This window comes from Actinoplanes subtropicus (assembly GCF_000721705.1).
Lineage (GTDB): Bacteria > Actinomycetota > Actinomycetes > Mycobacteriales > Micromonosporaceae > Actinoplanes > Actinoplanes subtropicus.
Window position 1 is genome coordinate 237,132 of sequence record NZ_JOJL01000008.1, and the last position, 23,976, is coordinate 261,107.

Sequence of the window (23,976 nt, forward strand, 5' to 3'; positions counted from 1 at the left end):
TTCACGGCCGGCATCGGTGCCCGTGCTGCGCCTCTGGCCGGGCGAGCTTCCGACGGGTTGGGGGAGCGGCAGGGCGAAAGCGCCGCGACGCCGTGATGAGGGCCCGGTGCGGGCCGTGCGGAACGCCTGCTGACGGCCGTGTTTGTTGGTTGAGGGCGGCCCGGGGAACTGGCTGGCCGGAACGATCAGGAGGCGGCGGCGGCCATGCCGGCGTACACCGACTCGACCTGAAGCTTGATGTCGACGCCGCGGTCGCGCAGGAACGGGATGGGGTCGGTGGGCTGGCCGTTGACGTGCACCTCGAGGTGCAGGTGCGTCCCGTACGAGGCGCCGGTGTTGCCGACCTCGCCGATGATCTGGCCGGCCTTGACCTGGTCGCCCACGTGCACCAGCAGGCGCCGGGAGTGGGCGTAGATGACCTCGGTGCCGTCCGCGTTCTTGACCGTGATCGTGTAGCCGTAGCCGCCGTAGTAGCCCGCCTGGGTCACCGTACCGGCGTGCACCGCCTTGTACGGCGTGCCCTCGGACGTGGCCAGGTCGACGCCGGCGTGCAGCTTGCCCCAGCGGACCCCGTACGCCGAAGTGAAGGTGTAGTCGTCCAGCGGCAGCAACCAGACGTCGTTCGCGGCCTCGTCGGCGTTGACCTTGGTCTTGCTGAGCGCTCCCCGGTCCTCGCCACGGGAGGCCGCGTTGTTGTTGTCGCGGGCGGCCAGGGCGTCCTGGGCGACGTGCGCGTTCTCCAGGCCCTGCAGAACCTCGGGGTTGACCGCCTTCTGATCCGGCAGGTTGGCGGCGGCGCCGATGGCGACCACTCCGGCGCCGAGGAAGGCGGCGGTGGTGACGACCGCGTAGCGGCTGCGGGGAGGGGTGGGTACGCGGCGTCGGCCGCGGTACCGGTCGGGCTCAGACGACAAGCGCTGGCGCACGAACAACCCTCCGTCGATGGCATTACGTCGGACCCTGCCGTTCCCCAGATAATTGCTGGTGACCGTCGATGGTCCGTGCTGTCGGATCGGCGTTAACCGGTTGACAGCCGGGAGCCACGGTAACGAAATGGCTGCCGGGTCACAAGTCGCAGCGCCAAATCGCTGACAGTTCCTGGTCCGTATTGGACGGCTAATGTCCGAATTGAGGGTTTCTCGGTACACGCTCGGTAATGGTGTGAGAAACGCACCGTCAGATCACTCTGAATGCATTTCCGGTCACCCAAGGTGATCTCGGTTGCCCGGAGTCGACTACCCCGGCACCGGGTTGCGGGTTACCGTTCGTTCAGGACGATGGGGTTCGCCGGACACGGAGGGTCGTTATGCAGGCACGGATCAGGGTGGTCGTGGCCAAGCCCGGACTGGACGGGCACGACCGGGGCGCCAAGGTGGTGGCCCGCGCCCTGCGTGACGCGGGTATGGAGGTCGTGTACACCGGTCTGCACCAGACTCCGGAGCAGATCGTCGAGACGGCCATTCAGGAGGACGCCGATGCGATCGGTTTGTCCGTTCTGTCCGGTGCGCACATGACCCTGTTCCGCCGCGTGATCGAGCTGCTGGCGGAGCGTGACGCAACCGACATCGTGGTATTCGGCGGAGGCATCATTCCGGCCGACGACATTGCCGAATTGGAGGCCCTGGGGGTCGCCAGGATTTTCACCCCGGGCGCGACCACCGCATCCATCATCGAATGGGTACGCGCCAATGTGCCGACGCCGGTCGCATAACGCAAGGGGAGAGGCCGGACGCACCCCTCACACGTCCGGCCTCTCTATGCACGATGCCCCGCCGCCACCCCTCGACCGACAGGGCATCGGCCGTCTCGCATTCGGTTCGCCGTAGCGCTCCGACACCACTCTCAACGACGCCTTACCTGGCCGGTTACGACCGTCGTCCGAGCTTTTTCCGCGAGGTGCGGCTGTGCCCCGCGGGGCCGGTGATGTGCGGTCTTGCACACCGCGTGCCCGTCGCTACACCTGTGGGCCCGCTGGTCGCTAGTCTGCGGATGACGGCCCCTCGGGCCGGACATTCTTCACGCTCGGCGACGCCGACAGGCCGCCGCGCACACAGGTCGGGACGCAATGGTGCGGCTTGCCGGCGCTTGGCGTCGCGAGCGAAAGGAGACACGTGGACCTGTTCGAGTATCAGGGGCGTGACCTGTTCGAACGGCACGGGCTGCCCGTGCTGGGCGGCGGTGTCGCCGAGACCCCGCAGGAGGCCCGCGCGATCGCGGAGCGGCTCGGCGGCAAGGTCGTCGTCAAGGCTCAGGTGAAGGTCGGCGGCCGCGGCAAGGCCGGCGGCGTGAAGCTGGCCGACGGCGCGGACGAGGCCGAGGCGCGCGCCACCGACATTCTGGGCATGGACATCAAGGGCCACACGGTCCACAAGGTGATGCTGGCCGAGACGGCCGACATCAAGGAGGAGTACTACCTCTCCTACCTGCTCGACCGCGCGAACCGTACGTTCCTCTGCATCGCCAGCGTGGCCGGCGGCATGGAGATCGAGACGGTCGCCGAGGAGCAGCCCGAGCGGGTAGCCAAGATCGCCATCGACGCCAGTAAGGGCGTGGACGAGGCGAAGGCCCGCGAGATCGTGGCCGCGGCCCAGTACCCGGCCGAGGTCGCCGAGCAGATCGTCGACATCGCGGTGAAGCTCTGGCAGGCCTTCGTGGCCGAGGACGCCACGCTGGTCGAGGTCAACCCCCTCGCGAAGGTCGGCGACGGCCGGGTGCTGCTGCTGGACGCCAAGATCACTCTGGACGAGAACGCGTCGTTCCGGCACCCCGACCACGATGCGCTGGTCGACCAGTCCGCGGTGGACCCGCTGGAGCAGGCCGCCAAGGCCAAGAACCTCAACTACGTCAAGCTGGACGGCGAGGTCGGCATCATCGGCAACGGCGCCGGCCTGGTCATGTCCACCCTCGACGTGGTGGCCTACGCGGGCGAGCGGCACGGCGGCGTCAAGCCGGCCAACTTCCTCGACATCGGCGGCGGCGCCAGCGCCCAGGTGATGGCGAACGGCCTGGAGATCGTGCTCGGCGATCCGGCGGTCAAGTCGGTCTTCGTGAACGTCTTCGGCGGCATCACCGCCTGCGACGCGGTCGCCAACGGCATCGTCCAGGCCCTCGCCCTGCTCGCCGAGCGCGGCGAGACGGTCACCAAGCCGCTCGTGGTGCGCCTCGACGGCAACAACGCCGAGGCTGGCCGTGCCATCCTCGACGGCGCGAACAACTCGCTGGTCGAGCGGGTGGACACGATGGACGGAGCGGCCGAGCGCGCCGCCGAGCTCGCGGCTGCGGGGAAGTGACGTAATGGCGATCTGGCTCACCAAGGACTCGAAGGTCATCGTCCAGGGCATCACCGGCTCGGAGGGCTCGAAGCACACCCGCCGGATGCTCGCCGCGGGCACGAACGTGGTCGGCGGCACCAACCCGCGCAAGGCCGGCACCACTGTCGACTTCGACGGCACCTCGCTGCCGGTCTTCGCGACCGTCGCCGAGGCGATGAAGGAGACCGGGGCGGACGTCACGGTCATCTTCGTGCCGCCGGCCGGCACCAAGTCGGCGGTCGTCGAGGCGATCGACGCCGAGATCCCGCTGGCCGTGGTGATCACCGAGGGCGTGCCGGTGCAGGACTCGGCCGCGTTCTGGGCGTACAACCTCGACAAGGGGGCAAAGACGCGGATCATCGGGCCGAACTGCCCGGGCATCGCGTCGCCGGGCGCCTCGAACGCCGGCATCATCCCGGCCGACATCACCCCGCAGGGGCGCATCGGCCTGGTCAGCAAGAGCGGCACGCTGACCTACCAGATGATGTACGAGCTGCGGGACATCGGCTTCTCGACCTGCGTCGGCATCGGCGGCGACCCGATCATCGGCACCACCCACATCGACGCGCTCAAGGCGTTCCAGGACGACCCGGACACCGACGCGATCGTGATGATCGGTGAGATCGGCGGCGACGCCGAGGAGCGGGCGGCCGAGTTCATCAAGGCGAACGTCACCAAGCCGGTGGTCGGCTACATCGCCGGCTTCACCGCCCCGCCCGGCAAGACCATGGGCCACGCCGGCGCGATCATCTCGGGCTCGGCCGGCACCGCCGACGCCAAGAAGGCGGCCCTCGAGGCCGTCGGCGTCAAGGTCGGCAAGACCCCGAGCGAGACCGCCCGGCTCATGCGCGAGGTCATGAGCTGATTTACGTACGTGTGAGGTCGGCGCGCCGCCACTCGTTTGGCGGCGCGCCGTCGTATCTGCGTCGCCGCTCGCCGGTCGGCGTGGAAAAGTAGGCGGCGATGCCGATCCCAGCCGACCGTCCCGACGGCTCGGACGACCCGTTCGCGGTCGCCGAGGCGACCCGTGACGTCCGGGAGACGGTGCCGGTCGAGCGGGAGACGGTGCCGGTCGAGCGGAAGACCGAGCCGCTCGACCGGAAGACCGAGCCCCTTGAGCGGAAGACCGAGCCGGTCCAGGTCGAGGACCGCCCGACCGTGCTGGTCGACGACAAGACACTCGGCGAGCGCCCCACGGTCAAGGTGCCCGGCCAGCGCCGCCCGCCGGCTCGCGCCAAACGGGCCCCGCTGCCGGTCGCCGTCGCCTTCGCCACCACCTGGGCCGCGGTCCTCTGCTACCTGCCGGTGGCCGCCGTGATCGGCCTGGCCCGCACCCTCGAGGGGGAGGGCGGGCTCGGCGGCGCCGCGCACGCCGGGCTGGCCGGCTGGCTGCTCGGCCACGGCGTGCCGATCGGCACCTCGATCGGCCCGCTCGGGCTGCCGCCGTTGCTGCTCACCATGCTGATCGTGTGGCGGCTCAACCGGGCCGGCCTGCATGTCACCCGGGCGATCGGGGCCCGGCGCTCCGGCAAGATCGGCGACACGCTGCTGGTGGCGTTCGGCATCGCGCTGACCTATTCGCTGCTCGGCTCCGTGGCCGCGCTCGCCGTCGACGGCAAGGGCACCGAGGTCACCCCGGCCCGCGCGGCGATCAACTTCTTCGTCCTCGGCCTGATCGGCGCGCTCGCCGGGGCGCTGCGCGGCACCGACGCGCTGAGCGTGCTCGCCCGGCACACCCCGGGCATGCTGCGGGCGGGCCTGCGGACCGGGGCCATGGCCGCGCTGTTCGTGCTGGCCGCCGGCGCCGCGATGACCGGGCTGTCGGTGGCGCTCGGCGGCGGGCAGGCGGCGGAGACGATCTCGGCGTACCGGACCGGGGTCGCCGGGCAGGCCGGGATCACCCTGCTCAGCCTGGCGTACGGGGCGAACGCCGCGGTGTGGGCCGCGGCGTACCTGCTTGGCCCCGGCTTCGCGCTGGGCACCGGCTCGGCGATCCGGCTCACCGAGGTGACCGCCGGGCCGCTGCCGACGCTGCCGCTGCTGGCCGGCCTGCCGAACGGCCCGATGGGCGCGGCCGGGGCGGCGCTGCTCGCGGTGCCGGTGGTGGCCGGGGCGGCGGCCGGCTGGCTGCTGACGCTGCGGCTGAACCGGGCCGGCGACAAGAACGGTCCGCCGTGGTCGCTGGTGCTCGGCGGCGGGCTGCTCGCCGGGCCGGCCGCCGGCCTGGTGCTCGCGGCGCTGAGCCGGGCGTCGAGCGGGCCGCTGGGCGACGGCCGGCTCGCCACGATCGGGCCCGACCCGTGGCAGGTCGGGCTGCTCGCGACGGTCCTGCTCGGCGTCGCGGCGGCGATCGGGGCGGCCGCCGCGCGTACCTTCGGGCCCCGCCCCAAGGCGTAGTTACGCCGCTCACAGCGATAAGGTTCGGGGGTGACCGACCCCGCGCCCGCCCGCCTGGTCGTCCTCGTCTCCGGGTCGGGCAGCAACCTCCAGGCTCTGCTCGACGCGACCGCCGACCCCGCCTACGGCGCACAGGTCGTCGCGGTCGGCGCCGACCGGGAGGGTATCGCCGGGCTCGACCGGGCGGCCGCCGCCGGGGTGCCCACCTTCGTCGATTCGGTGAAGGCGTTCGAGACCCGCGCCGCGTGGGATGTCGCGCTCACCGCCCACGTCGCCGAGCACAAGCCCGACCTGGTGGTCTCGGCGGGCTTCCTAAAGCTGGTCGGCCCCGCGTTCCTGGCCGCCTTCGGCGATCGCTACCTGAATACGCACAATGCCCTGCTGCCGTCCTTCCCGGGCATCCACGGCCCGCGGGACGCGCTGGCGTATGGGGTGAAGGTCGCCGGCGCCACGCTCTTCTTCGTGGACGCCGGCGTCGACACCGGCCCGATCATCGCCCAGGTGGCCGTCCCCGTGCTCGACGACGACACGGAGGAGACGCTCACCGAGCGCATCAAGGTGGCCGAGCGTGCCCAGCTGGTCGAGTTCGTCGGCCGCCTGGTCCGCGAGGGCTGGACCATCGAGAACAGGAAGGTCAGAATCCCGTGAGCGTGGCTCCGCCGACTGATAGTCCAGGCTTGGGTAGCGACACAGCCGAAGGCCGTCGCCCGATCCGCAGGGCGCTGCTGAGTGTGTACGACAAGACCGGCCTCGTCGAGCTCGCCCAGGCGCTGCACGCGGCCGGCGTCCAGATCGTCTCGACCGGGTCGACCGCGTCCACGGTCGAGGCCGCCGGCGTCCCGGTGACCCGGGTGGAGGAGCTGACCGGCTTCCCCGAGTGCCTCGACGGCCGGGTCAAGACGCTGCATCCGCGGGTGCACGCCGGCCTGCTCGCCGACCTGCGGCTCGACACTCACCGCGAGCAGCTGACCGGGCTCGAGATCGAGCCGTTCGACCTGCTGGTGAGCAACCTGTACCCGTTCACCCAGACCGTGGCGAGCGGCGCGAGCGTCGACGAGTGCGTCGAGCAGATCGACATCGGCGGGCCGGCCATGGTGCGCGCGGCGGCGAAGAACCACCCCTCGGTGGCCGTGGTGACCGGCGTTTCGGCGTACCCCCTGATCTTGCAAGCGATCCACGACGGCGGTTTCACGCTGCAGCAGCGCAAGCACCTCGCGGCCCGCGCCTTCGCCGACATCGCCGAGTACGACGTGGCCGTCGCCAACTGGTGCGCGACGACGCTCGATCCGCAGGAGTGGCCGGAGTTCGCCGGCGTAGCGCTGAAGCGGGAGAGCACCCTGCGGTACGGCGAGAACCCGCACCAGCAGGCCGCGCTCTACCTCGACCCGAACGCGCCGGCCGGCCTCGCCCAGGCCGAGCTGGTGCACGGCGGCGAGCTGTCGTTCAACAACTACGTCGACGCGGACGCCGCCTGGCGCAGCGCCAACGACTTCGAACAGCCGTGCGTGGCGATCATCAAGCACGCCAACCCGTGTGGCATCGCGGTCGGCGCCGACATCGCCGCGGCCCACCGCAAGGCCAACGACTGCGACCCGGTGTCGGCGTTCGGCGGGGTCATCGCGGCCAACCGCGAGGTCACTGAGGCCATGGCCAAACAGTTGGACGGCATCTTCACCGAGGTGATCGTCGCGCCGTCCTTCGAGCCGGCGGCCCTCGAGATCTTCCAAGCGAAGAAGAAGCTGCGCGTGCTGGTCGCCCCGGCGTGGAACCCGCCGCCCGCCGAGATCAAGCAGGTCGGCGGCGGCGTGCTGGTGCAGATGTCCGACCGGATCGACGCGCCCGGCGACGACCCGGCCAACTGGGAGCTCGCCACCGGCGCGCCGGCGTCCCCGGAGCTGCTGGCCGACCTGGTGTTCGCCTGGCGGGCGATCCGCGGCGTGAAGAGCAACGCGATCCTGCTGGCGCACGAGGGCGCGACCGTGGGCGTCGGGATGGGCCAGGTCAACCGGGTGGATGCGGCGCGGCTCGCGGTCGACCGGGCCGGCGCCGAGCGGGCCAAGGGCAGCGTGGCCGCCTCCGACGCGTACTTCCCGTTCCCCGACGGCCTCGAGGTGCTGATCGCCGCGGGCGTCACCGCGGTGGTGCAGCCGGGCGGCTCGATCCGGGACAGCCTGGTGATCGAGGCGGCCGAGAAAGCGGGCCTGACCGTCTACCTGACCGGCACGCGGCACTTCTACCACTGATGACCGACCTCGTGCAGGACGAGACCTTCTCGGGCGCCGACTGGGCGCTCGAGGAGGTCACCGGCGTCCGCTACGAGGACTGCGCGTTCCACGACGTCGACTGGTCGGAGGCGCGCCTGGTCGGCTGCGTCTTCACCCACTGCACCTTCGGCAACGTCCGGTTCAACGCGGCCACGCTGGACCGGGTGGCGATCCTGCAGTCGACGCTGGAGCGCTGCAACTTCTTCGACGCCACGCTGGCCGGCTGCAAGCTGACCGGCAGCCAGTTCGTCGACTGCGGGCTGCGGCCGCTGACCGTGGACGGCGGCGACTGGGGCTTCGTGTCGCTGCGCGGGCAGAACCTCACCGGGACGAAGCTGGGCGGCCTGCGGCTGCGGGAGGCGGACCTGATGGGCGCCGACCTGACCCGGGTCGACCTGCGCGGGGCCGACCTGTCGAACGCTCGGCTCAAGGACGCCGTATTCAAGGGCGCGGACCTGCGCGGCGCCGACCTCGACGGGGTGGAGCTGCGCGGCGTGGACCTGACCGGTGCCAAGATCGATCTGGCGCAGGCGGCCCTGTTCGCATCGGCGTACGGGGCGATTGTCGCGGAGTGACGAGTGGCTTACTTCGCCTTGACCCGACCAGCGGGAAACCCCGCGTAAACCGACTGATACGGTCCGGAAAACTGGCCCGGAACCTGGGAGTGAGAGAGCTATGGGCAAGAAGGTAACCGTCGTAGGCGCCGGTTTCTACGGCTCGACGACCGCGCAGCGCCTGGCCGAGTACGACATCTTCGACACCGTGGTGCTCACCGACATCATCGACGGCAAGCCGGCCGGCCTCGCCCTCGACCTCAACCAGTCCCGGCCGATCGAGGGCTTCGAGACCACGGTCGTCGGCGTCACCACCGGCCCGAACGGCGAGGGCTACGAGGCGATCGAGGGCTCGGACGTCGTGGTCGTCACCGCCGGCCTGCCGCGCAAGCCGGGCATGAGCCGGATGGATCTGCTCGAGGTCAACGCGAAGATCGTCCGCCAGGTCGCCGAGAACATCGCGAAGTACGCGCCGAACGCCGTGGTCATCGTGGTGTCCAACCCGGTCGACGAGATGACCGCGCTGGCCCAGCTGGCCACCCAGTTCCCGAAGAACCGGGTCTTCGGCCAGGCCGGGGTGCTCGACACCGCCCGCTTCACCAACTCGATCGCCGAGACCCTCGCGGTGCCGGTCAAGAGCGTCAAGGCGCTGACCCTCGGCTCGCACGGCGACACCATGGTGCCGGTCCCCTCCCGCTGCACGGTGGACGGCAAGCCGCTGGCCGACCTGCTCCCGGCCGAGAAGATCGAGGAGCTTGTCGTGCGTACGCGTAACGGCGGCGCCGAGGTCGTGGCCCTGCTCAAGACCGGCTCGGCGTACTACGCCCCGTCCGCCGCGGCGGCCCGGATGGCCAAGGCGGTCATCGAGGACTCCGGCGAGATCCTCCCGGTCTGCGCGTGGGTCGACGGCGAGTACGGCATCTCCGGCGTGTACCTGGGCGTCGAGGCGCAGATCGGCCGGGACGGCATCAAGCGGGTCGTCGAGGAGAAGCTGACCGACACCGAGATCGACGGTCTCAAGGAGGCCGCCGAGGCGGTCCGCGCCAAGCAGGCCGACGTCGCCAATCTCTGACGTTGCCGGAAGGGGCCGGGGTTGCACCCCGGCCCTTTTTTGTGACAGTTACTACCCAGTAGATCGATGCATTGACCTGCGTCGCATGATCACCCTAGGGTGACTTTCGCTCTGTCTGAGCGCATTTCACGGGGGAAGGCGACTGCCATGCGGGCTGCGCGCTGGGTAAATTCGGTCGCGGCGGCACTGGCCGCCCTCACCATCACGGTCCTGGCGCCGGCCCATGCCGCGCACGCCGACACCGGCGACACCTGGGTCTATCCGAACCGGCTCGACGACGGGCAGACCGCCCCGCGGCTCGACCGCTGCCGCCTCGGCTTCGTGCTGCAGGCCGGCGGCCCCGAGATCAAGAAGGTCGCGCAGGCCGGGCTGGTCGGCACCGACGCCCAGATGCACACCGCCGCCGACCCGAGCTATTGGAACAACACCCCTCTCTCGGCCGCGTACGACAAGGACCAGGCCAGCCGGTCGGCCGAGTGGGACACGCTCTACGCCCGCAAGAACGTGTGGAGCCAGTCGATCCCCGCCCGGTTCACCATCCCGACCGAAACGGTGACCGGCTTCCAGTGGGCGCCCGACTTCTACGGCGACCTGGGCATCACCGGGTTCTATGTGGACCAGTTCTTCTCCGGCGAGGACAAGCTCTACACCGACCTCGCCCCGATCGCGTCCGCTGACGCCGTGGCCCAGGGCAACCAGCTCGCCGACCAGCAGCATCTCTACAACGGCGAGGACACCGCGCCGCACTCGACGCAGGAGTACATCTCCTGGGGCGCGCTCGGCGACCAGGACGCCTTCGGCAACGGCAGCATCTCCACCGGCAACCACCACGCCGACGACCTGCGTGAGTTCCTCCAGTTCGGCGGCTTCCCCAAGACGGCCCTGACGCCGGGCACGGCGGAGTACCGGTTCGAGGTCGAGGCGCTCAAGCAGCGCTTCTCGTCGTGCGACGCGGAGAACCCGCTCGACCCCAACCACGTGCTGGCGAATGTCACGAAGACCGCGGGCGCCGAGTGGCGGGCCGAGCTCGACTCGCAGGCCACCCAGCGCGGAGCGATCGTCGACGCGCAGGTCAAGGCGTACAACGATCTGGAGAGCGCGGCCATCGCCATGGGCGAGGCGGTCGGCCAGTCCTGGATCGCCGGGCAGCTCAGCAAGTGGCAGGCCTGCTACACCGCCGGCGGCTACTGCTGGGCCGGCTCCGGCCCGATCACCTTCAAATACAAGTCCGCGACCACGCTCTGCATGGACAACGCCGGCGGCTCGTCGGCGAACAACAACAAGATTCAGCTGTCCGCGTGCAACAACGGCACCGCACAGAAGTTCCGTCCGGGCGTCATGGCGAACTACCTGGACGGCACACTGATCAACACGGGTACGAACCGGTGCCTCGACCTCAACGGCAGCAACGTCGTCCTGAACGCCTGCACCAGCGGCAAGGCGAACCAGCACTGGCAGTGGCAGAGCACGACCGGCAACACCCGGCTCTACAACGTGGGCGCGAAGAAGTGCCTGAACTTCGCGACGGCGACCAGCGGCCTCCAGGCGACCGTGCAAGCCTGCAGCGGCGGCACCACCCAGCAGTTGGTGTCCGCGCAGGACAACACCAGCACCGGCACCGGGAACGACCAGCTGGACTGGCCGAAGGCGGCCGACTTCACCTACGCGGCCAACGAGATCAAGAACGCGCAGACCCGGGCCGCCGCCCAGCTGACCATCGCGAACAACGCCTCGGCCGACGCGCAGACCCAGGCCACCGCGGTCACCACCGCGCAGAACGCCGCGGCGGCCATCGCGACCGCCAACGACTACCCGGTGGGGCGGGGCCTCGCGTACGCCCAGCAGTCGGCGCAGGTCACCAAGGCCTCGGCGGCCGGCGCGGCGGCGGCCGCGAAGGCGACCGCCACCGCGCTACAGGCCACCAAGGCGGCGGTCGCCGACTCGGCGACGCTGATCTCGCTGGCCCAGACCCAGGCCAAGGCCATGCAGGCCGAGTACGCGAAGAACGCCGCGCAGGAGGCGGCCCGGCAGGCCAAGGCCGAGGCCGACTCGGCGGCGGCCGAGGCCCAGGCGGCGGCGGCCGACGCGGCCACCGCCAAGGCCAAGCGGGCGGTTGCCGAGCAGGCCCGGGCCACCGCCCAGGTCGCCGCGGACAAGGCCGCCGCGCAGCGCCAGATCGCCGAGCAGCAGCGGCAGGTCGCGGCCCAGCAGCGGGCGATCGCCGAGCAGAAGCACGCCGAGGCGTCGGCCGCCGACGCGGACGCGCAACGCCAGCAGGGGATAGCCGCCTCCGCGCGGCAACAGGCCGAGGCCGACGCGCAGACCGCCGCCGACCGTGACTTCGACGCGCAGAGCGCGGCCAACCAGGCCCGGATCTACCGGGAGACCGCCGAGAACGCGGCCCGCCAGCGGGACGCGCTCGCCTCCCGGGCGGCGGCCATGCAGTCGCGGGCCAACGCGGACGACGGCACCGACGACGCGGCCGCGTCCCGGCAGGCGGCCAACGACGCGCAGGCCGCGGCCGATCAGGGCAAGGCCGCGGCGGACAAGGCCCAGCAGGACGCCGACACCGCCACGGCGGCGGCCGAGGCGGCTCGCGAGGCGGCCACCCGGGCGCACGCCGCGGCCGCCCGCTCGCTGGCCGCCGCGAACGAGGCCGACAAGCAGGTCGCGGTCACCCGGGCGGCGATGCTGACCGCGCACTCGGCGGCGGCCGACGCGCTGGCCGCGGCCAAGGACGCCAAGACGCACGCGGACAACGCCGACGCCGATGCCGCCGCGGCCGCCGCCGACATGCGGGCCGCGGCCCAGCAGGCGGCCGCCGCCAAGACGGCCGCCGACGCGGCGGTGGCCCAGAGCGCGATCACCGCGGGCCGGGCGTACGCGACCGCCCAGGCCGCGGTGGCCGCCCGCGACTCGGCCGCCCAGGTGGCCGCGCCCGCCAACACCGCCGTCGGTCTCGGCGCGCCGTTCGTCGACCGGGACTCGGCCGCGGCGCTGGCCGTACTGGTCGGGCAGGGCGCGCTGACCGTCGCCCAGCAGCAGGCCGCGGCCGCGCAGGCTCGCTCCGACGAGGCCAACACGGCCGCCGCCAACGCCTCGGCGCTGGCCGCCGCGGCCACCGGCGACGCCAAGATCGCCGCGCAGGCCGCCGCGGACGCCGCCACCAGCGCGGCCGCCGCGGCCAAGTCCGCCCGGGACGCCCGCGCCTCGGCGGCGGCCGCGGCGAACGACGCGGCCGCGGCGGCGACCGCGGCCGCGGCGACCTCGACGCTGAACGCGCAGGCCGAGCGGGACGCGGCGGCGGCCCACGCGGCCGCCACCGCGGCGGAGGGGGACGCCGACGCGGCCGACTCGGAGGCCGACGCCGCCGAGCGGGACGCCGCCTCGGCCCGGGCCGCCGCGGCCCAGGCCCGGTCGGACGCCGACGCCGCGCAGAAGGCGGCCGACGCGGCCGACAAGTCCGCCGACGACGCCGAGGCGGCCGCGGCCCGTGCCCGCGCCGACGCCGAGGCCGCGGAGAAGGCCGCCAGCGACGCCGAGAAGGCCGCCCAGGACCAGGACGACAAGCGGCAGCTGATCGGCAGCTACGACGGCGGCTACATGTTCCTGGAGATCGCCCCGGTCGGCGACATCAACGTGCAGACCGGCCAGTTGACGTGCACGGCCAAGCCGACCTGCGACGTCGACGTCCCGGTGCACATGACCGGCACGCTCGCCTACAACGTGGTGGTCTGCCAGTACCAGGGCACGACCGGTGCGCTCTGCGAACGGGTGCAGCTCGACACCAAGCCGTTCGACGCGAACATCACCAAGCACGTGCACCTCGACGTGCGCGAGGTGATGGCCTCGTCGCTGCGGAACGTGGTCAACATGGCGGTCGGCGACTTCATCGGCTGCGGCAAGTACATCTGGCAGAACCACGGGCTCAACGGCGACTGCGCGTGGGCGGCGGCCAACTTCATCCCGTACGAGAAGCTGTTCGCCTGGGCCAAGGCGATCTTCGCGGTCAAGGTCGCGGCGCGGACCGGCGAGGGACTGGGCGAGGCGTTCGACGGTCTCAAGGCCGCCGACTTCGACATCAACTCGCTCATCAAGATCGAAAACGACATCGACGCCGACATCACCAAGGCGTGCGCGACGCAGAGCTTCGACGCGGCGACGCCGGTGCTGATGGCCGACGGCAGCCGGAAACCGATCGAACGGGTCGCGGTCGGCGCCCGGGTCGCCGGCGGCGTGGTGACCAAGACGTTCCGTACCCACGACACCGACCTGGTCGATGTGGTGGTCACCGGCGGCGCGGTCATCCACACCACCAGCAAGCACCCGTTCTGGAGCGCGTCGGACGACCGGTGGATCGGGGCGGCCGCGCTCGCGCCCGGCACGGCGCTGCGATCCGACGACGGCGCGCCGGTCACCGTCGCGGCCGTCTCGCCGGTCCCCGGCGGCCGGGACATGTACGACCTGACGGTCGAGGATGCGCACACGTTCTACGTGTTCGCCGGCGACCACGCGATCCTGGTGCACAACGTCAGCTGCGACGCCATCGACCTCGGCGACGGGCTGTACCAGTACCCCGACGGCTCGATCCGGGACGCGGCCGGCCACTTCGCGAGCAGCGACGGCACCCGGGTCGGCGCCGCGGCCGAGCGGAAGGTGATGGACGACCTCGAGGACGAGGGCCACACCGTGATCCGCAGTCAGGTGGCGGTCCGCGGCAACGGCAACCAGCTGCGTTACTACGACTGCGCGATCGACCTGGGCAATGGCGAGATCATCGGCATCGAGGTGAAGAGCGGCACGGCGACCCGGGGCCCCGCGCAGCGGGCGTTCGACGACTGGGTCCAGGCGGGCAACCATCCGACGACCGTGGGCAAGTACGCTGGCCAGTACAAGGTCGTCGGCGTCCAAGAGATCAAAGTGCCGTGAGGTTCCGCTGCCATGACAACTGACCGTGCGACGGCCGCCGCCTGGCTTCGCGAGGTGGCCGCTGACCGGTGGGATGCGCTGCTCGCCGCCCAGGGCTTCAGCCGGTCGGCCACCGGGCTGGATTATGTCCGCAAGGTGGCCGACGGCGGCCGCCAGCGCCTCCACCTCGATCTGGAGAGGCGCGCCTGGGGCATCCACCTGTCGCTGCGGGCGACGGTGGCGTTCCCCGAGGTGGCGAAGCTGGCGATCCGCCTGCTCGGGCCGGCGGCGGGCGCCTTCGGCAGGTCGAACGTGGTCGACATGGGCCTGCTCGACACCCTCGACCCGAAGGCTCCGATGTGGACGTTCGAGACGCGGGAGGGCCTGGCGGCGCTCGCGCCGGAGGTCGACGGTTACCTGCTCGACCCGATGGTGCCCTTCCTCGAGGCGCGGGCGACGGTGGCGGCCTTCGCCGAGGCCAAGCGCGCGGCCTGGCTGGCGTCCGCGCGGCCCGGCGGGACGGGCAACCACGCGGTCGTCGTGGCGGCCGCCGATCTGGTGCTGGGCGAGGCGGGGAAGGCGCTGAGCATCCTCGAGCAGGCGTATCCGCCCGGCACGCCAGGCCGCGAGGTGTATGCCGAGGCGTTCACCGTGCTGCGCGAACTGGCCCCCGACGCCGAGCCGCCCGCGCCGGCCGCGCCGGCGACGCTGCGGTTCGAGCTCTCCACGGCGAACTCGCTGGTCGGCGTCCCGGTGCCGAACCCGGGGCCGGAGCAGATCGAGCGGGTCGTGCGCAACCTCAACGAAGACCGGTTCTATACGCTGCTGCAGCGCTCCGACGGCGTCTACGCCCAGGTCGGCGTCGGCCCCAAGGCGGCGGCCGGCCCCGGCGAGTACGCCCTCGAACACCGCGACGGCCCGGCCGGCGAACAGCTCCGCGCCGACACGACCAACCAGGACGAGGCGGTCCGCTTCCTACAGAGCTTCCGATCCGGCGAGGACTGGCGCGGCGCCCACACCTGGCGCCGCCTCGACCTGTAGCCCCCGCGCCGGTCTGCGCCGCGTCGGGTCGTGTCGGGCCGCGCCCGTGTCGGGCGGGCTGCGCCTGTGCCGGGCGGCCCGCGTCGGATCGCGCGGGTCCGCGCCGCGCCCGTGTCGGGCCGCGTCGGATCGCGCCCGCGTCGGACCGCGCCGGTCCGTGTCGGGCCGCAACGCCGGGCCGCAGCGCGCCGGGTCGCAACGCCGGGTCGCGACGCGCCGGGTCGCGCCCGGATCGCGCCGCGTCGGACCGCGCCGGTCCGTGTCGGGCCGCAACGCCGGGCAGCAGCGCACCGGGCCGCAACGCCGGGCCGCACCCGGATCGCGCCGCGTCGGATCGCGCCGCGTCGGATCGCGCCGCGTCGGATCGCGCCGCGTCGGATCGCGCCGCGTCGGGCCGCGCCGCGTCGGACCCGTGTCGGGCCGGGCCACGTCAGCCTGGGCGAGGGCCGCGACGGGATTGGGCGAGGGCCGCGACGGGATTGGGCGAGGGCCGCGACGGGGCTGGGCGAGGGCCGCGACGGGGCGTGGGAGACGGCCAGTGTGGTGCCTCGGGCGATCACCTCCTCGACGACGCGGCGGCGGGTTGCGCGGGCCTGGTCGGGGGCCATGTCGCTCGCGTACGCCAAATCGGGGTTGAGCAGTTGAATGATGTGGACGGCCAGATCGCCGGCCACCAGGAGACTCTCGGTGCCGTCCTCGGCGAGGACCGACTGGTGACCTGGGGTATGGCCGGGCGTCGCCACGACGCGGACGCCCTCGCCCAGCTGTGCGTCGCCGGACAGCACCTGGAGGCGGCCCTGGGCCAGGAGCGGCTCGATCAGCACGTCATACTGCCCGGCCTTGTCGCGGTTGGCCTTGTACACGTCGACGTCGGCCTGCTGCACCACGACCCGGGCGGCGGTGAACGGCGAATCGCGCGGGACGGCCCAGCCCACGTGGTCGTTGTGCAGGTGGGTCAGGACGATCGCGGTGACCTCGGACGGGTCGATGCCGGCCGCCGCCAGCTCGGCGGGCAGGTGGCCGGGAACCGGCGCCCAGTCGGCGGCCAGCGAGCCGGCCGGCCCGATGCCCGCGTCGACCAGGGTGACCGGACCCGCGCCGTACCGAATCGCGTAGCTCCGGAAGCGCAACCACCACTCCCCGCCGGAGGTCGCGGCGGCCGGATCGGCCGCGTCGGCGGCCGCCCACTGAGCGGGCGACGCGTCGGGGAACGCCTCGGCGCGGGGCAGGAAGAACGGGCCCGAGGCATCCTCGAGCGCGACGATCGTGAGGTTTCCGACCCGGTGCGTCAGTGGCATGGGGAGATTTCTATCGCGTGCCCGGGTCGCCGCGCGTGCCCATTTGCCAAGCTGTGGATAACTCCAGGTCGGGGGCGGTCGACGATCTTCTCCGGTCGGGCAGTACGCTCGTACTGCTAAACACGGTTTTCGGGAGAGGAGCGCCGGCCGATGGCGAAAATCAAGGTCACAAACCCGGTCGTGGAGCTCGACGGCGACGAGATGACCCGGATCATCTGGAAGCAGATCCGGGAGCAGCTGATCCTGCCCTACCTCGATGTCCCCCTCGAGTACTACGACCTGTCGATCCAGCACCGCGACGAGACCGACGACCAGGTGACGATCGACGCGGCCAACGCCATCAAGCGGCACGGCGTCGGCGTGAAATGCGCCACGATCACCCCCGACGAGGCCCGCGTCGAGGAGTTCGGCCTCAAGAAGATGTGGCGCTCGCCGAACGGCACCATCCGCAACATCCTCGGCGGCGTGGTCTTCCGTGAGCCGATCATCATGCAGAACGTACCGAGGCTCGTGCCCGGCTGGACCAAGCCGATCATCATCGGCCGGCACGCGCACGGCGACCAGTACAAGGCGACCGACTTCGTGGCCCCGTCGGCCGGCAAGTTCACCATGACCTTCACCCCGGCGGACGGCTCGGCACCGATCGAGTTCCACGTCGCCGACTTCCCGCAGGGCGGCGTCGGCATGGGCATGTACAACTTCGACGAGTCGATCCGCGACTTCGCGCGCGCCTCGTTCCGCTACGGCCTGGCCCGCGACTACCCGGTCTACCTCTCCACCAAGAACACGATCCTGAAGGCGTACGACGGCCGGTTCAAGGACCTGTTCGCCGAGATCTTCGAGACCGAGTTCGCCGACCAGTTCGCCAAGGCCGGCCTCACCTACGAGCACCGGCTGATCGACGACATGGTCGCCGCCGCGCTGAAGTGGGCGGGCGGCTACGTCTGGGCCTGCAAGAACTACGACGGTGACGTGCAGTCCGACACCGTGGCCCAGGGCTTCGGCTCGCTCGGCCTGATGACCAGCGTCCTGATGACGCCGGACGGCAAGACCGTGGAGGCCGAGGCCGCGCACGGCACGGTCACCCGGCACTACCGCCAGTGGCAGAAGGGCGAGAAGACGTCGACCAACCCGATCGCGTCGATCTTCGCCTGGACGGGCGGCCTCAAGCACCGCGGCGTGCTCGACGGCACTCCCGAGGTCAGCCAGTTCGCCGAGACGCTCGAGCAGGTCTGCGTCGAGACCGTCGAGGGCGGCCAGATGACCAAGGACCTCGCGCTCCTGATCTCGCGCGACGCCCCCTGGCTCACCACCGACGAGTTCATGAACGCCTTGGACGAGAACCTGGCCCGCAAACTCGCCTGATCTTTTGCCGGCCGCCGGCTCACCCGAGCCGGCGGCTTGACGGCGAGATCCTCGTCGTTGCTCGCCGAGGTCGGGCTCCTGACCGGCGCAAAGCCGCCACTCACTGGCTTACTGCGAGCTGGCTTACTGCGAGTTGGGTTACTGCGAGCTGGCTTACTGCGAGTTGGGTTACTGCGAGTTGGGTTACTGCGAGTTGGGTTACTGCGAGCTGGGTTACTGCGAGCTGTCTTCTGCGAGCTGGCTTACCGCGAGAATCGTGACCTAGTTGTCCGACTTTATGCTTATGCGGCAAATCGCATGTTTAAAGTAGTAACCGGTGGTAATAGGCGCTCGTTCTTCCCAGCGAAACACGGACGCTGGTCGTGTCGCCGAGGGCTTCGCCCAGCCGATGGCCGCCTTGTCCCGGGCGCCCCGGTTCCCCCCGGTCAAAAGGCGCGATCAGCACCTTCCTCGCGGGGGGCCTTGTCCCGGGCCCCCCGCCCCTAATGAGCACTCGTCGCGCGCAGTGGGCCAGCCGTTCCAGCTCATGGGCATGCGTCCCGCATGCTGAGGGCCTACTGACCGATGCGGCCGTCGATCCGCTCGCGGAGGAAGTCGGCGTGGCCGTTGTGCCGGGCGTACTCCTCGATCATGTGGACGAGCACCTCACGCAAGGCCAGTCCGCCGTCGCCGAGGTAGCCGAGATCGTCGATCGAGTCGACGTAGTCCTCGGCGAACGCGATCTCCGACCGCCACCTGTCGAAGGCATCCTTGACCACCTCGGGATCGGCGGTCGCGCCATGGAAGTCGAAGTCGCGGTCATCGGAAAGGCGGTAGTGGCGGGGCACCTGGAAGCCGGCCATGTGCACCCGGAACCAGCTCTGCTCGACGCCGGCCATGTGCCGCACGAGGCCAAGCAGCGAGACCGGCGACGGCTCGACCGACCTGGCCGCCAGTTGCGAGGCGTCCAGGTCGGCGCACTTGAGCTCGAGCGTCAGCCGCTGATCGCGCAGGTACCCGATCAAGGTGTCCCGCTCGCCGACGAACCCGCCGTCGGTGCGCGGGTCCTCGTCGGGCGGGACGAACATGTTGGACCAGGCGAATCCCATAACTCCTACCCTCTAGCAGGGAATCGCGCAAAGCAACCACGATCTCACAGAGAGCGCAGGGTCTCCGCCGCCTTCTCCGGGACGACGTCGTTGACGAAGGCGCCCATCGCGGACTCCGAACCGGCCAGGAACTTCAGCTTGTCGGCGGCCCGGCGGATGCTGAACAGCTGCAGGTGCAGGTAGCCCAGCTCGCGCCCCTCGCCGACCACGGCCTGGTGCCAGGCCGAGATGTACGGCATCGGCTTGCCGAACAGCGCGTCGAAGCGCCGCAGCACGTCCAGGTACAGCGGCCCGAACGCGTCCCGCTCCTCGTCCGAGAGCGCCGGAATGTCCGGCACCTTGCGGTGCGGGGCCAGTTGCACCTCGTACGGCCAGCGGGACGCCGCCGGCACGTACGCCGTCCAGTGCTCGTTGGCCGCGACGACCCGGGCCCCGGACGCGCGCTCGGCCGCCAGCACGTCGGTGTACAGGTCGCGCCCGGTCCGGGAGTTGTAGCGGCCGGCCGCCCGCAGCATCTGCTGGGTGCGCGGCGGCACCGTCGGGTACGCGTAGATCTGCCCGTGCGGGTGGTGCAGGGTCACGCCGATCTCGACGCCCCTGTTCTCGAACGGGAACACCTGGGCGACGCCGGTGAGCGCCGACATCTCGGCGGTGCGGTCGGCGAGCACGTCGATCACCGTACGGACGCGGGACGGCGGAAGCTTGCCGAACGAGCCGTTGTGGTCGCTGGTGAAGCAGATGACCTCGCAGCGGCCGACGCCGGCGCGCACCGGCACCATGTCGGTGATGGCGGTGACCTCGTCCGGCTTGACGCGGTCGCTGAACGACGGGAACTGGTTCTCGAAGACCACCACGTCGTAGTCGGGCGCCGGGATCTCGCTGGCGAACGCCGGGCTCGACGGGCAGAGCGGGCACGCGTCGCTGGGCGGCAGGAAGGTGCGGGTCTGCCGGTGCGCGGCGACCGCCACCCACTCGTCGACCAGCGGGTCGTAGCGCAGCTGGGAGGTGGGTGGCGGGGGCGGCAGGTGCCGGGTGTCCGGATACTCCGCCCGGTGGGTCTGCGCCTCCTCGTTGAAGTAGATCAGCTCCCGGCCGTCGGAGAGGCGGATCGCCTGGCGGCTCTTGAAGGTCACTGCGCGCTCACCATCACGAGTTCGGGCACGGTCTCTTCCAGCAGGGTGCGGGCCTGGTCGTCCAGGCCGTCGTCGGTGATCAGCACGTCGGCGCGCTCCAAGGGGACGATCGAGGAGATGCCGACCGTTCCCCACTTGGTGTGGTCGGCGAGCACGACCAGGCGCTCGGCCGCCTCGACCAGGGCGCGGTTGACGTCGGCCTCCATCAGGTTGGGGGTGGTGTAGCCGGCGCGCTCGCTCATGCCGTGCACGCCGAGGAAGAGCATGTCCAGGTGCAGGGTGCCGATCGCGGCGACGGCGACCGGGCCGACCAGGGCGTCCGAGGGGGTACGCGTCCCGCCGGTGAGCACCACGGTCTGATCGGGGCGGCCGGCGCGGTAGAAGACGTCGGCGACCGGGATCGAGTTGGTGACCACGGTCAGCGAGGGCACGTCGACCAGCCGCTGCGCGAGGCCGGCCGTGGTGGTGCCGGCCGAGAGCGCGATCGCGTCGCCGGGGGAGACCAGCGTGGCGGCGTGCATGGCCATGGCCGCCTTCTCGGCGCGCTGGCGGACGGACTTGGCGGCGAAGCCGGGCTCGTGCGCGGAGCCGGGGCTCACCGTGGTGGCGCCGCCGTGTACCTTCGCCAGCAGGCCACGGTCGGCCAGCGACTCGAGGTCGCGGCGGATGGTCATGTCGGAGACGCCGTATTCGGTGGCCAATTCGCTCACCCGGACGCCGCCGGCGGCGCGAACCCGGTCGAGGATGGCGGCCTGGCGTTGTTGGGCTAGCACTAGAGGATCCGCACTATTTCGAACACGCCCGAACATTACCTTGCGGTCGGCCGTGAGGGAAAGGGCGTACTCAGATACCTCGGCCACGCTTGTGCAGCGCTGAAAGAACATTCTCGACCTTGACCGCACCCGTCATGGCCGCCAAGGCGATCGCGGTCCGCGGCTCCTTCCAGTTCGCGCGCACCGCCTCCTTGCTGAACTGCCAGGCCTGACTGCGGTTCCCGCTCGCCGCCGACCAGCAAGCCAGCTGCCCGTACACCCGGGCCGCGCCGGGCTTGCACCCGCTGATCTCCGGGTGACGCTGCATCATCCATCGCAGCGACGAGATCTTGGTCGCATACTCGTACGCGTAATGCGAGGTCCGCCCCCAGAGCACGCGCACCAGCGGCTCGTCCAGGTGCACGATCGGCGCCCGCCGCGCGGCCCGCAGCAGCAGGTCCCAATCCTCGTTCTGGCTGCCCGGCGCGTCCTCGGCGACCAGCCCGATCGCCTCCTCGGCCAGCGCCTGGCGGCGGATCAGGAACGACGACGAGTGCAGCATCGCCATCCGGGAGCGGGCCAGCTCCTCGAGCGTGACCCGGCTGCGCCCGGCCAGCCGCGGGTTGCACCGGCCCTCGTACTCGACCTCGATCGCACACGTGGCCATCTCGGCGTCCGGGTCGGCGAGCAGCGCGGCCACCTGCCGGCGCAGCTTGTCCGGCAGCCAGCGGTCGTCGTCGTCGCAGAACGCCACATACTCGGTGTCCAGCGCCAGGATGCCGGTGTTGCGGGCGCCGGCCAGCCCCGCGGCCCGCCAGTTGGTCAGCACCAGCACCCGGACGCCCTCGGTGGCGGCCAGCAGGTAGTCCGGCTCGGCCTGGTCGTACACCACCAGGATCTTCAGCTCGCCGGGGTAGCGCTGCTCGCGCACCGCGGCGATCGACTTGCGGACCAGCTCGGGCCGGTTGCGGGTGGGGATGACCACGCCCACCGATGGCCAGTTCACCGCGCCACCTCCAGGGCGGGCGACGGGTTCAGCGGGTAGCCGTACGCCCGGAGCATCGGCCCGCAGACCGCGCCGACCAGGCGGCGCTGGCGCGGCGGCAGCGCGCTCACCCAGCTGTCGTCCCGGCGCAGCGCCAGCCGGCCGACGGTGAACCGCATCGGGTTGCCGGCCGCGCTGTGCCCCACCTTCAGGTCGGCCTGGCCGTCGTGCACGAAGTCCAGGTCGGCCGGGCCGACGTCGAGGCCGGCGAAGGTGGCGATGCCGGCGAGCGCGGCCCGCGGGTCGGTCACGAACTCCTCGTAGCGGATCCGGCGTACCGCCACGCCGCGGCGGGCGAGCAGGCCGAACGCGGCGTTGTGCGCGTTCCACAGCAACGCCGAGCGGCCGGGTGAGTAGCGGGTCATCTGCTGCGTGCCGTCGGTCTCCGGCCGGTCCACCGTCTTGGTCCACGAGTACGCGACCCCGCGCGCGTCCCGCACCACGTGCACCACCCGCAGGTCGAGGTCGCCCGACCAGCGCAGCACGTGGGCCAGTGCCGAGTGCTTGGACGAGTCCACGACGATCCGCGCGCCGGAGACCTCATGCGCGGCCGAGTAGATCCGGGAGTAGTACTCGGCGTACTCGTGCACCTCCTCGGGGGCCTCGACGGCGGTGGCCAGCCGCGGGATGTGCCGGGTGCGCTCGACGGCGTCGCGCAGGTAGTGGACCCGGTCGACGTCCACGTTGTGCCAGCCGTTGAAGGCGAGCGCGCCGACCCGCCGCCAGAAGCCGCAGGCCGAGAACTTCGCGCCGCAGCCGCAGCGCTCGTCGTCGCGCAGGTCGCGTTGCCAGAGGTGGACCACCTCGCCGAGCGCGCACACGCCGGGAAGTTCGCCGAGCAGACGCTCGACGAGCGTTGTCCCGCTACGTCCCAATCCGCCCAGAAATAACACCCGTGCCACTTTGGCCCACCTTCGCTCGTTTCGCTCCTATAACGAGGCAAACACCGTGAAGGAGGCGACAGGTGCCCATCGAGGCTTTCGAGCGGGTCGACCTGGATGGAACGGGTATCGACCGGATCACCGAGGCCGAGGTCGTGGCCGTGGTGCGGGATGCGCTCACCCATGGCCGGGGCGGGCGGATCGTCACGCCGAACATCGACATCCTGCGCCGGGCGCAGACCGACGACGAGGCGCGCGAGCACCTCGACGACGCCGACCTGATCGTGGCGGACGGCATGCCGCTGATCTGGGCGAGCAAGCTCGGCGGCACCCCGCTGCCGGAGCGGGTGGCCGGCAGCAGCCTGATCTGGTCGCTGTCGGCGGGCCTGGCGCTCGACAAGCGGTCCATCTTCGTGATCGGCGGCTCGCCGGAGACCGACGGCGCGGCCCGCGCGGCCGACAAGCTGGAGCGGGAGTGCCCGGGCCTGCGGGTGGCCGGGACGCTGTGCCCGGACTTCGGTTTCGAGGACGATCCGACCACGTACGAGCAATTCTGCGCCAAGGTGATCGACGCGGAACCGGACCTGGTCTTCGTCGGTCTCGGCTTCCCCAAACAGGAGCGGATGATCGCCCGGTTGCGGCCGGGGCTGCCGGCCGCGTGGTTCATCGGCTGCGGCGCGGCGGTCAACTTCGTGGCCGGCGACGTGGCCCGGGCGCCGCGCTGGATGCAGCGGACCGGACTGGAGTGGGCGCACCGGCTGGGCAACGATCCGAGGCGGCTGGCCGGGCGATACCTGCGGCACGACGCGCCGTACGCGCTGAAGCTGCTGGCCCGGGCGCCCGGGCAGCGCGTCAGATCAAAATAGG

The 23,976-nt window shown here is 71.4% G+C and carries 18 protein-coding genes and 1 pseudogene; 12 read left to right on the forward strand and 7 right to left on the reverse strand.

Annotation, left to right across the window (positions count from 1 at the left end; genetic code table 11):
• Window positions 1-185: 185 nt before the first annotated feature.
• The gene (locus tag IH26_RS0114000) at window positions 186-926 is read right to left on the reverse strand and encodes a M23 family metallopeptidase (RefSeq protein ID WP_030436603.1); all 741 of its coding nucleotides are present in this window, start codon (window positions 924-926) and stop codon (window positions 186-188) included.
• Window positions 927-1,306: 380 nt separating this feature from the next.
• Here IH26_RS0114000 and icmB point away from each other — a divergent pair, with 380 nt between their 5' ends.
• The 10 genes from icmB (at window position 1,307) to IH26_RS55805 (ending at window position 15,547) form a co-directional block, all read left to right on the forward strand.
• Window positions 1,307-1,711, forward strand: coding sequence for a coenzyme B12-dependent isobutyryl CoA mutase small subunit (gene icmB, locus IH26_RS0114005; RefSeq protein ID WP_030436604.1), 405 nt, complete (start codon window positions 1,307-1,309; stop codon window positions 1,709-1,711).
• A 400-nt stretch (window positions 1,712-2,111) separates the two neighbouring features.
• Window positions 2,112-3,290 (forward strand): ADP-forming succinate--CoA ligase subunit beta, encoded by a 1,179-nt coding sequence (gene sucC / locus IH26_RS0114010; RefSeq protein ID WP_030436605.1) that lies wholly within the window; start codon window positions 2,112-2,114, stop codon window positions 3,288-3,290.
• A 4-nt stretch (window positions 3,291-3,294) separates the two neighbouring features.
• Entirely contained in the window at window positions 3,295-4,176 is an 882-nt protein-coding gene (gene sucD, locus IH26_RS0114015; RefSeq protein ID WP_030436606.1) for a succinate--CoA ligase subunit alpha, read from the forward strand.
• A gap of 98 nt (window positions 4,177-4,274) precedes the next feature.
• Window positions 4,275-5,708, forward strand: coding sequence for a cell division protein PerM (locus IH26_RS0114020; protein WP_030436607.1), 1,434 nt, complete (start codon window positions 4,275-4,277; stop codon window positions 5,706-5,708).
• Window positions 5,709-5,738: 30 nt separating this feature from the next.
• Window positions 5,739-6,356, forward strand: a complete 618-nt coding sequence (purN, locus tag IH26_RS0114025) for a phosphoribosylglycinamide formyltransferase (protein ID WP_030436608.1) — start codon at window positions 5,739-5,741, stop codon at window positions 6,354-6,356.
• 29 nt (window positions 6,357-6,385) lie between these two features.
• Window positions 6,386-7,951, forward strand: coding sequence for a bifunctional phosphoribosylaminoimidazolecarboxamide formyltransferase/IMP cyclohydrolase (gene purH, locus IH26_RS0114030; RefSeq protein ID WP_030436609.1), 1,566 nt, complete (start codon window positions 6,386-6,388; stop codon window positions 7,949-7,951).
• Window positions 7,951-8,547: a pentapeptide repeat-containing protein gene (locus IH26_RS0114035; RefSeq protein WP_030436610.1), complete on the forward strand. Its 597-nt coding sequence runs from the start codon at window positions 7,951-7,953 to the stop codon at window positions 8,545-8,547. Before purH ends, IH26_RS0114035 begins: the two co-directional genes overlap by 1 nt.
• Before the next feature lie 100 nt (window positions 8,548-8,647).
• Window positions 8,648-9,598, forward strand: a complete 951-nt coding sequence (mdh, locus tag IH26_RS0114040) for a malate dehydrogenase (protein WP_030436611.1) — start codon at window positions 8,648-8,650, stop codon at window positions 9,596-9,598.
• Between the two features lie 147 nt (window positions 9,599-9,745).
• Window positions 9,746-14,527, forward strand: a complete 4,782-nt coding sequence (locus IH26_RS55800) for a ricin-type beta-trefoil lectin domain protein (RefSeq protein ID WP_051808092.1) — start codon at window positions 9,746-9,748, stop codon at window positions 14,525-14,527.
• Window positions 14,528-14,539: 12 nt separating this feature from the next.
• Entirely contained in the window at window positions 14,540-15,547 is a 1,008-nt protein-coding gene (locus IH26_RS55805) for a hypothetical protein (protein WP_030436613.1), read from the forward strand.
• A 686-nt stretch (window positions 15,548-16,233) separates the two neighbouring features.
• Here the strand turns inward: IH26_RS55805 and IH26_RS57895 are convergent.
• A pseudogene (locus tag IH26_RS57895) lies at window positions 16,234-16,845 on the reverse strand (MBL fold metallo-hydrolase); the annotation flags it as partial.
• A gap of 150 nt (window positions 16,846-16,995) precedes the next feature.
• On the opposite strand from IH26_RS57895, the gene IH26_RS0114060 reads away from it, so the two are divergent.
• Window positions 16,996-18,210, forward strand: a complete 1,215-nt coding sequence (locus tag IH26_RS0114060) for an NADP-dependent isocitrate dehydrogenase (RefSeq protein ID WP_030436615.1) — start codon at window positions 16,996-16,998, stop codon at window positions 18,208-18,210.
• Window positions 18,211-18,764: 554 nt separating this feature from the next.
• Here IH26_RS0114060 and IH26_RS0114065 read toward each other — a convergent pair.
• The 5 genes from IH26_RS0114065 to IH26_RS0114085 all read right to left on the reverse strand — a co-directional run bounded on the left by IH26_RS0114065 (window position 18,765) and on the right by IH26_RS0114085 (window position 23,130).
• Window positions 18,765-19,298 carry a DinB family protein gene (locus tag IH26_RS0114065; protein WP_051808094.1) on the reverse strand — a complete coding sequence of 178 codons (534 nt, stop codon included), beginning with the start codon at window positions 19,296-19,298 and terminating at the stop codon, window positions 18,765-18,767.
• A 44-nt stretch (window positions 19,299-19,342) separates the two neighbouring features.
• Window positions 19,343-20,431, reverse strand: coding sequence for a galactose-1-phosphate uridylyltransferase (gene galT / locus IH26_RS0114070; RefSeq protein ID WP_030436617.1), 1,089 nt, complete (start codon window positions 20,429-20,431; stop codon window positions 19,343-19,345).
• A complete protein-coding gene (locus tag IH26_RS0114075) occupies window positions 20,428-21,204 on the reverse strand; it encodes a DeoR/GlpR family DNA-binding transcription regulator (RefSeq protein WP_030436618.1) in 777 nt (258 codons plus the stop codon). The genes galT and IH26_RS0114075 overlap by 4 nt, the downstream gene beginning before the upstream one ends.
• A 70-nt stretch (window positions 21,205-21,274) precedes the next feature.
• Window positions 21,275-22,189, reverse strand: a complete 915-nt coding sequence (locus IH26_RS0114080; RefSeq protein WP_030436619.1) for a glycosyltransferase family 2 protein — start codon at window positions 22,187-22,189, stop codon at window positions 21,275-21,277.
• Entirely contained in the window at window positions 22,186-23,130 is a 945-nt protein-coding gene (locus tag IH26_RS0114085; RefSeq protein ID WP_030436620.1) for a sulfotransferase, read from the reverse strand. The genes IH26_RS0114080 and IH26_RS0114085 overlap by 4 nt, the downstream gene beginning before the upstream one ends.
• Window positions 23,131-23,192: 62 nt before the next feature.
• Here IH26_RS0114085 and IH26_RS0114090 point away from each other — a divergent pair, with 62 nt between their 5' ends.
• The gene (locus tag IH26_RS0114090) at window positions 23,193-23,975 is read left to right on the forward strand and encodes a WecB/TagA/CpsF family glycosyltransferase (protein ID WP_030436621.1); all 783 of its coding nucleotides are present in this window, start codon (window positions 23,193-23,195) and stop codon (window positions 23,973-23,975) included.
• Window position 23,976 lies beyond the last annotated feature (1 nt).